9 protein-coding genes are annotated in these 12348 nt (G+C 67.4%); 4 read left to right on the top strand and 5 right to left on the bottom strand.

The genetic code is table 11. The features are described 5' to 3' along the window. The first annotated feature begins 556 nt into the window (after positions 1–556). On the top strand, positions 557–1711 hold the full coding sequence (locus JQX13_RS40395) for an MFS transporter (RefSeq protein ID WP_239015458.1): 1155 nt from the start codon (positions 557–559) through the stop codon (positions 1709–1711). On the opposite strand, the gene JQX13_RS40390 is transcribed toward JQX13_RS40395, so the two are convergent. Both JQX13_RS40390 and JQX13_RS40385 read right to left on the bottom strand, forming a co-directional pair. Then, positions 1687–2598 (bottom strand): glycoside hydrolase family protein, encoded by a 912-nt coding sequence (locus JQX13_RS40390; protein ID WP_203404732.1) that lies wholly within the window; start codon positions 2596–2598, stop codon positions 1687–1689. The two genes, JQX13_RS40395 and JQX13_RS40390, sit on opposite strands and share 25 nt — an antisense overlap. Continuing rightward, entirely contained in the window at positions 2595–4574 is a 1980-nt protein-coding gene (locus JQX13_RS40385) for a glycoside hydrolase family 3 protein (protein WP_203404731.1), read from the bottom strand. The genes JQX13_RS40390 and JQX13_RS40385 overlap by 4 nt, the downstream gene beginning before the upstream one ends. A gap of 197 nt (positions 4575–4771) precedes the next feature. Here JQX13_RS40385 and JQX13_RS40380 point away from each other — a divergent pair, with 197 nt between their 5' ends. Further along, the gene (locus JQX13_RS40380) at positions 4772–7600 is read left to right on the top strand and encodes an ELWxxDGT repeat protein (protein WP_203404730.1); all 2829 of its coding nucleotides are present in this window, start codon (positions 4772–4774) and stop codon (positions 7598–7600) included. Between the two features lie 137 nt (positions 7601–7737). Beyond that, positions 7738–7866: a hypothetical protein gene (locus JQX13_RS55695; protein WP_275424909.1), complete on the top strand. Its 129-nt coding sequence runs from the start codon at positions 7738–7740 to the stop codon at positions 7864–7866. 65 nt (positions 7867–7931) lie between these two features. Here JQX13_RS55695 and JQX13_RS40375 read toward each other — a convergent pair whose 3' ends face one another. Next, positions 7932–8429 (bottom strand): Hsp20/alpha crystallin family protein, encoded by a 498-nt coding sequence (locus tag JQX13_RS40375; RefSeq protein WP_203404729.1) that lies wholly within the window; start codon positions 8427–8429, stop codon positions 7932–7934. A 290-nt stretch (positions 8430–8719) separates the two neighbouring features. Here JQX13_RS40375 and JQX13_RS40370 point away from each other — a divergent pair, with 290 nt between their 5' ends. Continuing rightward, on the top strand, positions 8720–10531 hold the full coding sequence (locus JQX13_RS40370) for an NUDIX hydrolase (protein ID WP_203404728.1): 1812 nt from the start codon (positions 8720–8722) through the stop codon (positions 10529–10531). Between the two features lie 18 nt (positions 10532–10549). Here the strand turns inward: JQX13_RS40370 and JQX13_RS40365 are convergent, their stop codons facing one another. After that, positions 10550–11269: a siderophore-interacting protein gene (locus JQX13_RS40365; RefSeq protein ID WP_203404727.1), complete on the bottom strand. Its 720-nt coding sequence runs from the start codon at positions 11267–11269 to the stop codon at positions 10550–10552. Between the two features lie 31 nt (positions 11270–11300). Continuing rightward, positions 11301–12242, bottom strand: coding sequence for a helix-turn-helix domain-containing protein (locus tag JQX13_RS40360; RefSeq protein ID WP_203404726.1), 942 nt, complete (start codon positions 12240–12242; stop codon positions 11301–11303). Between the last annotated feature and the right edge of the window lie 106 nt (positions 12243–12348).

Genomic DNA, 12348 nt, shown 5'->3' with positions numbered 1-12348 from the left:
CTGCTCTGACTGGCGTACTGCCCCGACCTACCCGCCGCCCCTACTGCCACTGCCCCTACTGCCACTGCCCCTACTGCCCCGACCTACCCGCCCCCCCGTACTGCCCCGACCTACCCGCCGCCCTTACCGCCACTGCCCCGTACCGCCCCGACCTACCCGCCGCCCTTACCGCCACTGCCCCGTACTGCCCCGACCTACCCGCCACCCGTACCGCCCCGTGCTGCCATGAGACCTCATAGCAGGGCACGTGCCAGGCTTGGACCCGAGACACGGACCAAGTGTTTTCAAGCACTTGGGCGGAGTAGCACCGGGAAACGGGGGCACGGGTCTCCCCTCTCCAGTAAAAAATCGGGTGCACATCCCCCTGCGCCGCCCAAGACCTTCCAGACATGGAACAAGCAACCGGCACCCAGGACATAGGCCCTGCGTGGCGACGAGCTTCGCGGCAGGAGTTCCGGTGGCAATCTCGGAAGTGAGCGGTTAACGGATGCCCATGACAAAGCAGACATCTCCCCCATGACCGGTACGACGTCGGTGGTCGGCTGCCCTGTTGGCGGTGGCGTTCACCGATGAGCTCGCGACGGGCGTGGTGCCCTCCGGTGCACCCGAGCTCCTCGGCGCGTTCGGACTGACGCCTGCCCAGGCGGCGGGCTGGACCCTGTTCGCCTTCCAGGTACTCGGCGCGGTGCTCGAGCCACCGCTGCTCGCGATGGCACATGGCCGTCGTGAGCGGCCGATGCGGGTGGCGGGCCTGGCACTGATGGCGGTGACCACCCTGGCGGCGGCGCTCGCACCCTCGTACTGGCTGCTCCTGGCGGCGCTGGTGCTCTATGGCCCGGCGAGCGGCCTCGGCGTCAATCTGGCCCAGGCCGCGCTCGTCTCCGCGGACCCGAAGCGGAGCGAGGCGGTGCTCGCACGCTGGGGGTTGCTCGGGCTCGTCGGGGACCTGTTGGCCCCCGCCGCGCTGGCCGTTTCGGTGGCGCTGGGCACGGGCTGGAGGGGCGCGCTGATCGCGGTGGGGGTGCTCGCGGCGTTGCAGGCGGCGGTCGCGCTCCGCGCCCCCGGCACCGGGGATGGCACGAGCGAAGAGCAGGAAGTACCCGTGCTCGAGACCCTGCGCGCCGCCGTGCGCAGTCCGCCGCTCGTGGCCTGGTCGGTGATCGTGGTGCTGTGCGGCCTGATGGACGAGGTGCTGGTCGCCTTCGGAGCGCTCTTCCTGTCCGAGCGCCTGGGCGCGAACGCCACCGAGCGGGCCGCCATTCTCTCCGCCGCGGTGCTGGGCGGAATACTCGGGGCGGTGCTGCTCGAGCGGGTCGCGTCGCGCTTCCGTCCGTCCACGCTCCTGGCCATCTCGGGCCTGGGCTGTGCCCTTGGCTACTCGGCCTGGCTGGCGGCGACCACCTGGCTCACCAGCGCGTTGGCGCTCGGAGTGGCCGGGCTGTTCGCGACCGCCCACTACCCGCTGCTGCGGGCGAGGGCCTTCGCGGCCATGCCGGAGAGGCCCAACGTGGTGCTCGCGGCGGGCTCCTTGTTCGGCGCGTTGGAGCTGACGTTGCCGCTGCTCGTCGGCGCGGTGGCGAACGGCCCCGGACTCTTCGCGGCCCTGCTCGTCCTGCTCGCCCAGCCGCTGGGGGTACTGCTGGCCGCCGTAGCGGCCCACCGGGGTGAGCGAGTCCCCGCCGCGCGTCAGCGGAAAGGCAGGGAGAGGTAATGGGCGCCCAGCTCCGTCACGGCGCCCGGAGCGCCCAACAGGCTCGCGAAGCACGGGTCGTTCTGCCACCGTCCCGTGAACCAGGCGTAGCGGAACACGTCTTCACGGTTCTCGCAGACCGCCACCATCTCCGTCATCTGGGCCTTCTGCCTGGCGACCGAGTCGATCTGCGCGCCGTCCTGCTGGCTATGGCAGTTGGCGAATTCCGTGACCCAGAACTGCTTGCCATACTTCTTCAGCCGGTCCAGCTGACCCGCGAGCCCATAGTCATACCAGTGAAACGCGAGGTAATCGATGCGGGGATCGCGATTCCCGTTCGCCGCGCGGTAGGTCGCGTAGAACGCATCGAGCCAGACAACCGGGTCCGAGTAACCCGGATAGGTGCCCCAATTCATCGCGGGCCCGACCAGCTTGACCCCCGTCTTCTCGGCGACGCTCTCGTACCTGGGCCACAGCCGTGCCGCGTCCTGGGGCGACATGTTGGCCTGGTCGGTGAGGTTGGGCTCGTTGAGGAGCAGCAGGTACTTGATGTCTGGATTGGCCTCGAGGAAGGCCTCGATGCTCGCGCTGTCGAAGTCCCCGTTCCACAGCATGGGGATGAAGTCCATCCCGTAGCGCGTCCGGTAGTCTGCGGGCACATTCGAATGGGGCCGAGGGCTCCAGTTGTACCACCAGCTCACCCCTGGGGCGACGGCAGCGAGGTCCTCCGGAGTCGCGAGGTCGAAGGCAATCCCCCGTTTGGCGCTCTTGGTGGGAAGAGACGTCGGGGTGCCCGAGTCAGGGGTACCCGCATCAGACGAGGGCAAGGCCCCCGTGCCCGACGTGCTCGCACCACAACCCAGCAGCAGGAGGACAGCGATGAATGAGGGAGCGACCAGACGCCTCATGTGTCTTCACCTTGGAGAGGGAGAGAGTCCCTTCTACCTCGGTAACCCAGCCCGAAGAACACGGGGTACAGCGGATGGGCCGTGTCGTGCGGCATGTCCGACCGCCGGGCCTCCACCTCCGCCATCGAGGAGGGCAACTCGAAGGGCAGCTTGCCTCGTGGCTCGGCCTTGCCCGTCAAGACGTCGAACAGCGCGGAATCGCTCACGCCGAAGTTACCGAGGAGGGCGCTGACCTTGTCCTTCACGTTCGTCAGGATCGCCGGGCGATCCAGGTAGACCGTGACGAGGGTCGGCACCTTGGCGCTCACGCTCTTGATGATCTCATAGTCGGCGTTGCCATCCTCGAAGGCGAGGTTTCCTTCATGCTGCCGGAGTCCGAACACGTACTGGGGATGGAGGGTTTCGAACGGGGCCTCGGTCCGGATGATCGCGACGTCCGCTTCCTCGGGGGTGCCGACGACCGTCAGACCATATCTGGCGGCAACCGCACCTTCGATGCCATGGAGGTAGACCTTCCGGATGTTGGCTTTCAGGGGGAGGATCTCGTTCTTGTTTTCCAGCAGGACGAGTGAGCGCCGCTGGGCCTCCGTCGCCTCTTCCTGGAAGGCGGAGCTCCCCACCACCTCACCCGCTCCTTCCACATCGACGTACGGGTTCTCGAACAAACCTTGTTGGAACTTCTGCAGCAGGATCCGGTACACCGACTCGTCCAGGCGCGCCTCGGTCACCAGGCCGGCGTTGACCGCGGCCACGAGCGCATCGGGATCATCGACCCCACCAAACTGATCCAACCCCGCGTTCACGCCCTTGGCGAAGCGCTCCACCCTCGACAGGGTCTCCACTCCCCAGGGAGTTCCAAACCCCACGAAGGAGGGCTTCTGCCCGGGAGGCGCGCCGTTCACACACGCCTCATCACAATCGTTGGTGATGGCCCAGTCCGAGAGGATGACTCCGTCGAAACCGTACCGGCCTCGCAACAGGTCCGTCAGGAGCTGCTTGTTGAAGCCCGCGCCGACCTGCTCCAGGGGCTGTCCGTTCAAGGTGACCCCTTCGAGGATGGAGTAGGTCGGCATCACCCCGCCGGTCTTCGCGGCGAAGGCGCCCTCGAAGGGCTTGACGTGGTACTCGAAGTTGTTGCCCGGGAACACCGCGTACTTCCCGTAGGCATTGTGGCTGTCGAAGCCATCCTTCGCGGCGCCGTAGCCCACCCAGTGCTTCACGACGGCCACCACGCTGTCCCTGCCAATCCCTTCGCCGCCGTTCTGGAAGCCCTCGATGTAGGCCCGCACGAGCTTCCTGGCGAGATCGGCGTCCTCACCGAAGGTCCCATTGATGCGCGACCAACGCGGCTCGGTGGCGAGGTCCGCCTGCGGAGAGAGCGCTTCCTGGATGCCGACCGCACGGTACTCCCGCCGGGCGATGTCTCCGAAGCGCCTCATCAGGGCCTCGTCACCGATGGCCGCGAACCCCAGGACCTCTGGCCACTGGGAGAAGCTCCCCGCGGCGACGCTGGCGCCAGGCGTGAACTGAAAATGATTGCGAGGGTCCGTGCTGATGGTGGCGGGAATGCCCAGGCGCGTCGCTTCCGCGATCTCCTGCAAGGCATTGTTCTCCTCGGCGAGGAACCGCGCGGCGCCGTCCAGTCGCGTGATGAAGCTGTTGACGCCCTTCTCGGCGATCATCCGGGTGGCGAGCGCCCTGTCATAACGCGTGACGCCTTCCGTCGCCTGGGTGGGCGCCGTTCCATGCATCATGACGCCCGCTTTCTCCTGCAGCGTCATCCGGCCGAGGAGGTCCCTCGCCCGCTCTTCAGGAGTCCGCCGCCAGTCCTCGTAGGGCTCGACCTGACCATTCTTGTTCAGGTCCTTGAAGCGCAGACCGTCCTTGACGATGAAGCCGACTCCCCTGCCCCCGAGCTCAACCTGATGCGCGGCCGAAGCATCGGCGATGTCCTTGCTACACGATGACACGCTCATTCCCAATATCACCCGGCCCATGGCCTTGTTGGATTCCAGCAGCCTGGGCTCCGGTGATACGTGGAGGACCGGCGCTTCCGCAACGCGAACATGCCGGGCAGAGCGATGACACGCGACGTCATGTATGGAATGATCGACACCGTGAGGCATATGCATTCCGGTTACCGGAGCATGTGCCCCACTGGAGGCAATTCGACATGACTCCCCACTTCCTTCCTCGGCGAGGTTTCTGGCTCGCCTTGTTGCCGATCCTCAGCTGCACACCATCCACCCCGGATGGCGGCACCCTTCCCTCCTCCGCTGCGCCCACCTCCCAGGCCCTCCCACTGAACACGGGCCCCACGCTGCTACGCGACATCAACACCCTGCCGAGCCCCTTCCCGCCCATCCTCACCGACACCTACTCCTATGGGGGAGGCGTCGCCACGCTGGCCAATGGCACGACCCTCATGGTGCTCGAGGATCACCTGACGGGCCTGGAGCTATGGCGCAGCAATGGCACCGCGGCGGGCACCACGCTGACGAGGGACCTGACCCCAGGCCTGCTGTCGAGTTCCCAGGGGCCCACCGCCCTGACCGCCGCCGGCAACGTGGCCTACTTCTTCAGCGCCACGAGCTTCGCCGGGAAGCTGGGCCTGTGGAAGACGGATGGAACCACACCCGGGACGCTCGTCCTCCACGAGTTCGACAGCGTCCTGGATGACCACGGCTGGCGGCAAGGTGAAATCGCGGCGCTCGGTTCCTCCGCCTTCTTCTCTTTTGATGACGGGCTGTGGAAGACGGACGGCACGGTGGCGGGGACCCGGGAGCTCAAACGCTTCCCGCCCGCGGAGCTCTACGACACCGAGAGGCGCGGCATCGAGGTCGCGCAGGCGCTGGGTGACGTGATGCTGCTCGTGGCCAATGACGCCGCCTCCGGCATGGAGCTGTGGAAGACGGATGGAACGGAGGCGGGGACCGTGCTGGTCAAGGATCTCGTCCCCGGCCCCGCGTCGAGCTGGCCCCGGTGGTTCACCCGCTCGGGCTCGAATGTCTTCTTCGCCGCGGGACCCGAACAGGCACGGAACGAGCTCTGGAAGACCGACGGAACCCCGGAGGGCACCGTCCGGCTGCTGGAGTTCCCCATCCATATGAATCACATCGGCGGGATGGCCGCGGCGGGAGGCACCCTCTTCTTCTCCACCTACAGGTTCTCCACCTTCGGGGCGCTCTGGAAGACAGATGGAACCCCGCAGGGAACCGTGGAGGTCATGCCCTTCAATAGCTGGCGGTATCACGACCTGACGCCCGTGGGCAACCGGGTCTTCTTCGTCGCGCACGACAGCGCGGGCGAGGAACTGTGGACGAGCGATGGCACGGCCACTGGCACGTCGCGCGTGGCGGACCTGTGGCCTGGAGCGGGCGACGCCCAACCGACCAACCTCTTCGCATGGAAGGGCCACCTCTACTTCCAGGCCACGCCCCGCGAACGGGTGCTCGCCCTGTACAGGACGGATGGCACGGCCGCGGGCACCGTGGAGCTGAAGTCCTGGGAGGGCTACACCGGGGACTCCATTCCCAGCAGACTCCATCCCATCAACGTGGGCGACAGCCTGGTCTTCCGCGTCGAGCCGCTCTCCGGCGGCGTCGAAATGTGGCGCACCGACGGAACCGTGGCGGGAACGCGAATCCTCGAGCCGCTGAGGCCGGATGCGACACAGTCATCCCAGGTTGGCCTGAGGAATGTCGGCATCCTGAATGATCAGGTCTTCTTCCTGGCATCCGACGATGGCGTGACGTCCTCGCTCTGGAGGAGCAATGGCACGGCGGCTGGCACGTCGCGCGTCCGGCGCTTCGAGGGCGCGTCGACGTACTTCTTCTTCGCGGAAGGAACCGCCGGCCAGCGAGTGGGCAGTCAGCTGTTCTTCGTGCCCGACAACGACATCCACCGGGCGGAGCTCTGGAAAACGGACGGAACGGAGGCCGGGACGGTGCGTGTAAAGGATTTCGCCACGGGTCCCGGTGAGTACAACAACGTGAGCAACCTCGTCGAGCTGGGTGGGGCGCTCATCTTCTCCACGGGAAGCTACGCGCCGGTGAGGCTCTGGCGCAGCGACGGGACGGAAGCCGGGACCACGCAGTTCGTCCCCTCGGACACGTCGGGCGACTTCATCATGGAGAAAACCCGCCTCGTGAAGCTGGGCTCCCAGATCCTCTTCTTCGCTCAGGACGAGGAAGAGAACAAAGCGCTCTGGACGACGGATGGCACCTCAGCGGGGACGCGGCGGCTCGAGCTCTTCACGCCGGGTGAGGAGTCGGACTACGCCTACGTCGGTGAGGTGGTGGCCGGAGAGGGCGCCATCTACTTCGAGGTGAACCTGTACTCGTGGAAGACCCAGGAGCAGCTCGTCCAGCTCTGGAAGAGCGACGGGACGGAGGCGGGCACGGTGCCGCTGATCACCCAGGGGCTCAGCAGCATCGACAAACTCGCCTGGGCGAACGGGCGTCTCTATTTCTCGGGAGAAGACGCGGTGCACGGCGCGGAGCTCTGGGTGAGCGACGGAACGGTGGAGGGCACCCGGCTGCTCGCGGAGCTCGCCTCCGGACCGGCGTCGAGCTACCCCCACCAGTTCACGAAGCTCGGCACCTCCGTGTTCTTCACCGCCCATGACGCCACGCACGGCTTCGAGCCCTTCGTGACGAACGGCACACCCGAGGGTACCGTCCGGCTGGCGGATATCTGGCCGGGCGCCGAGTCCGGCATGCGCATCCTCGATGAGGACCAGACGGCCTTCATCACACCGCTCGCGCTCGAGGACCGAGGTGTCGTGATCTTCACGGCCGCGGAGCCGGAAGGCGGTGCGGAACTGTGGCGCACGGACGGCACGGCGGCCGGCACCTACCGGTGGGTGGATGCAGTGCCTGGCGCCATCTCCGCCGACCCCTCCAATCTCGCACGGGTCGGAGACCGGCTCTTCTTCTTCGCGGTGGACGAGGCACATGGCCGCGAGCCCTGGGCCGTCTCACTCGACCACCCCGGGACGTGACATCTCCAGAGCTGATCTACCTGGAGCATCGGTGATGACCTCGCGCTCGCGTCCGAGAGCGCGGTAGCGTCGTTCGAGCATTGCAGGATCAAGGAAAGGCACGATGAATCGCACCCACTCTCATCGAGCAACACTGCATGTATGGGCACCATGCCGCGGGCGTGGCGGACCGGCAGTCCGCGACCTATGAAGCGACCCTGAGCAACGGCAAGCTCGTTGTCACCCGGGTGAGCAAGAGCAAGAAAACGCACCACACGTGGGAGTAATCCCGCCGGATACAACGAGGGGCGGGAGAAATCCCCCCCGCCCCTCTGCGAACAACACCTACGAACTACGCCTTCGCCTTCTCACCCTCGCCCGGGCCCTTGACGAGGATGCGCTTGGGCTGCACCTCGGGCTTTTTGGGCACCACCACGTTCAGGACGCCGTCCTTGAGCTCGGCCTGGACGTGGTCCACGTCGATGCCCTCCGGCAGGGTGAAGGAGCGCGAGAAGCTGCCGAAGCTGCGCTCGTAGACGAAGTGCCTGTCGCCCTCGTCCTTCTTCTCCTCCTGCCGCTGGCCGGAGATGGTCAGCCGGTTGCCGGTGAGGGAGATGTCGAGCCCGTCCTCCTTGATGCCAGGGAGGTCCGCCTTGAAGACGTACGAGTCCTTCGTCTCCTTCACCTCAAACGCGGGGATGAAGTTCGTGACCTCCGTACCACCGACCACGCCGCGGGACAGCTCACGGAAGGGGTCCCACCGCAGGAGGTCCTGCATCATCTCGAACGGATCCAGACCACGGTTCCGCACGAGGCCCCGATCGGTATCGTTCCTTCGAATGATGGCCATGACAAACGCCTCCTTACTTGGATGTGATTGAAGTTGTTCGAGAAGGTTCCCTCGAGCTCCACCCGGGGGAACTCCCTCTCTCCAAGGGCCAATGTAACCAGCGGTTGGCGTTGTCCAGTCGCCCCCGACTCACGACCCCAGATAGGAGGGCCACGCTCCCTGATTGCTTGCCCGCCAGGCAGGCAACCCGGGGCTCATCCCAAGCCATCCGGAACCCGGGCCCACGGCCCTCGAGGCTCCTCGCTGACTTCGTGGGGAATACGCCTGAGACCGTGGCAGTCTTGCGCGCCATGCGACTTCCCCACGCGCTGACCCTGGCCTTCACGGCCCTCACGACGCTCGCGGCCCATGCCGCGCAGCCCGCCTCCCCCTCCCTGCCCCCTGGCTACTGGCCCGAGGAGAAGGTGGCGGAGATCCTCGCCAAGACGGAGGAGGTGCGGCTGGCGCCCGACCTCTCGCGCCTCACGCCCGACGAGCAGGCCGCGGTGAAGGATCTGCTGGAGGTGGGACAGCTCCTCCAGGGCATCTACGAGGCCTCACGCCACCACCAGGCCCTCGCGTCGCACGCGCGGTTGCAGGCACTCGACAAGAAGCTGGGCAGCCCGAAGCGCACGCAGGACCTGCTCACGCTCTACCGCCTCTACCAGGGCCCCATCGCCAGCACGCTGACCAACGCGCGCGAGGCCTTCCTTCCCGTGGATCCGCAGGTGCCCGCGCGCAACGTCTACCCGCCGGACGCGACGCGCGCGGAGGTGGACGCGTTTCTCGCCGCGCACCCCGAACAGCGCGCCTCGCTGATGGACGAGCTCACCGTGGTGCGCCGGGCCACCGCGGACAACCTGCGCCAGGACGTGAAGGTGCTCCAGACGTACCCGGTGCTGGACTCGCTGCACCCCGGACTGCGCGAGGCGCTCCAGGCCCGTGCGAAGCGGCCCGACGCGAAGAGCCTGTACGCGGTGCCCTACGCGGTGGCCTACGGGCCGGAGTTGGTAAAGGCATACGGACTGCTCATGCGCGCGGCGGGACGGCTGGATGCGAGCGACGAGGAGCTGGCGCGCTACCTGCGCAACCGCGCGAGGGATCTCCTCACCAACGACTACGAGAGCGGCGACGCGGCGTGGGTGACAGGCCGCTTCAAGCACCTCAACGTGCAGCTCGGCCCGTACGAGACGTATGACGATGCGCTCTATGGCGTGAAGGCCTTCTACGGCGTGTCCGTGCTGTTGCTGAACGAGCAGGCGACGGCGGAGCTGCGCAAGCGAATGGGCGGACTGCAGGGCGTGGAGGACTCGCTGCCGTACCCCACGAAGAAGCGCATCCGCGAGGACGTCCCGGTGGGCGTGTACGAGGTGGTGGCGGACTTCGGCCAGGCGCGCGGCACCAACACCGCGTCGATCCTCCCCAATGATCCGCTCTATTCGCGCCGCTACGGCCGCACCATCCTGCTGCGCGAGAACATCATGAAGAACCCGGACCTGTTCGCCGCGGACGAGCGCATCTGGCGCACCGCGACGGCGGACGCGCACGCGAAGGACCTCACCTCCGAGGGCAACTTCCAGCGCACGCTCTGGCACGAGGTGGGCCACTACCTGGGCCCGGACCGCGACACGAAGGGCCGCACGCTGGACGTGGCGCTCGAGGACTACGCGGACGCCATGGAGGAGATGAAGGCGGACCTGGTCAGCCTCTTCGCGCTGCACACCTTCCAGAAGAACGGCTCGCTGGATGCCGCCAGCCTGCGCGCCGTGCAGGCCTCGGGCATCCGCCGCACGCTGCAGAACGTGCGCCCGCGCGAGGACCAGCCGTACCAGCGCATGCAGCTGGTGCAGTTCAACTGGTTCCTGGAGCACGGCCTGCTTCGCGCGGACCCGAAGACGGCGCGTCTCACCATCCAGTACGACCGGTACCTGGACACGGTCAGCTCGCTGCTCGAGGAGGTCATCAAGCTCCAGCACGCGGGAGACAAGGCGGCGACGGAGAAGTTCTTCGCGCGCTGGAGCGCGTGGACGCCCGAGCTGCACGACGTGCTCGCCGCCCGCATCCGCGAGGCCCAGGGGGCGCGCTTCCGCGTGGTTCGCTACGGGTCGCTCGGCGAGAAGTGATGGAGGAAGGAGAGTTGCTCAGTCGAGCCCGCGCTTCCCCGCGGACCAGTACGCCTTCACCTTCTGCGCCGCACTCACGCCCTCTTGCCGGAGCCGTGCGCGCAGCGCCTGGATGGCCTGCGCCCGACCCGTCATGACGAGGTGCGCGCCAGGACGCCGCTTCAGTGCGGCGCCCAGACGCTCCGCTACGGCGGGCAGGTGTTCCTCGTCGGGCGCGCGCTCCACCAAGGCGCTGTCCGACAGGTGGAGCTCCCGCAGCACCGGCTCGGACGCGTCTCGGGAAGAGACCTCGAACACCCGCTCGACACCATCCGCGCCGGCCCGCAGGTTCCGCAGCGTGTGGGCCACGGCGAAGGACGTCTCGTCTCCGAACAGCACCACGGGTCCCTGAAGGGACGAGAGCGCCAGGGAACCGCGAGGCCCCATGAACTGGCAGCGGTCCCCCACCCGCACGTCGCGGCCCCACTCCGCGCCGGGGCTGTGGCCATGGAGGTAGACGAGCAACTGCGTCGCCCCGCGAGCCGAGTCCCACGCCAGGGGCGTGTACGTTCGCATCCCCACGCGTGGAAGGAACACCTGCACCTTGTCCCCCGCGCTCCAGGAGACGTCGCGCAGCGCCTCGCCTTCCAGCTCCATCCAGCGAAAGCGAGGTGAGACGTCACGCACCTGCGTGACCCGCGCGTCGCGGAACAGGAACCGCCCCAGCATTCCTCCGAGAATCGCCTTCCCTGATGCCATTGCGTATCACTCCCGGGGCACCCTGCCCCTTTCACGCGGACCATCCTCGCACCGGCCCGCCAGAGCGGGATGAACTCGTGTGACGGGAACATGAAGAAGCGTGAAGCGCTCCAGGGTCATCTCCGGAACGTGGCTGCACGGCGCGCGCGAACTGGCCCGGGGTGAGGCCGATGATGCGCTTGAAGTGCCGGTTGAGCTGGCTCTGATCATAGAGCCCCACCCGGAGCGCGACCTCCGAGGGTGTCAGGCCCTGGGTCAGCAATCCCATGGCCCGGGCGATGCGCAGGTGGGTGAGGTACGCGTAGGGAGGCATCCCCACCTCTTCCCGGAAGGCGCGGCACAGGTGGAACTTGTCCAGTTCCGCTTGCCTGGCCAGGGCGTCCAGCGAGATGCCCTGCTCCAGGGCCTCGTGCAGCGCCTCGAGCGCCCGGCGGACGGGCAAGCGAGAGCGTCGCTCCGGCTCGTCCGAGTCACCGAAGCACGAGGCCAGTGCACAGAGCGCCTCGGTCAGTGCCGTCTGGAGCTCCAGTGTGTTGGAGGGCTCCACCCTGCCCTCGCCCAACAAGGCATGGAGACGAACGAAGGGAGCCGCCGTGGGCTGCCCGCGCTCGAGCTGTACCCGCCGCAGGTGGGATGAGGCCGGGTAGCCCAGCGCCTCACGGGCCTCGGTGACGAGCGCCTCATCGAAGGAGATCACCTGGAAGCGGGAGGGACCCTCGCGGCGCAGATCGCGGTGGACATCTCCGAGCTGCTTGAGGTCGAGCGTCCCGGGAGTAGAGACCCGGACCTCGCCACGGCACCACCACTCCGAGCGGCCCGAGTACGTCATCGTCACCGAGAAGCGCTCCTTCACGGAGCGCCACAGCCGCTCGTCGGTCCTGTAGCGCACGACCCGCAGGCCCGGCAACTCAGGGGGGAGGAAGACCCGGATGGAGAGCGGGCCGTCGGAGACGGCGCGAAGCGGAGTGCTCACACCTCGATTCTAACGCGAGCCGCCACCGTGGCTTGGGCGTTCTTGGCGGGACAGGCCCCGCCAACAATGCCCAAGATCGTCGTGCGTCCGCCGTCTACACCCTTGC

It is taken from the genome of Archangium violaceum (genome assembly GCF_016859125.1).
Lineage (GTDB): Bacteria > Myxococcota > Myxococcia > Myxococcales > Myxococcaceae > Archangium > Archangium violaceum_A.
The sequence above is the reverse complement of the archived record's forward strand: the minus strand, read 5'-3'. Positions and strand labels throughout refer to the sequence as shown.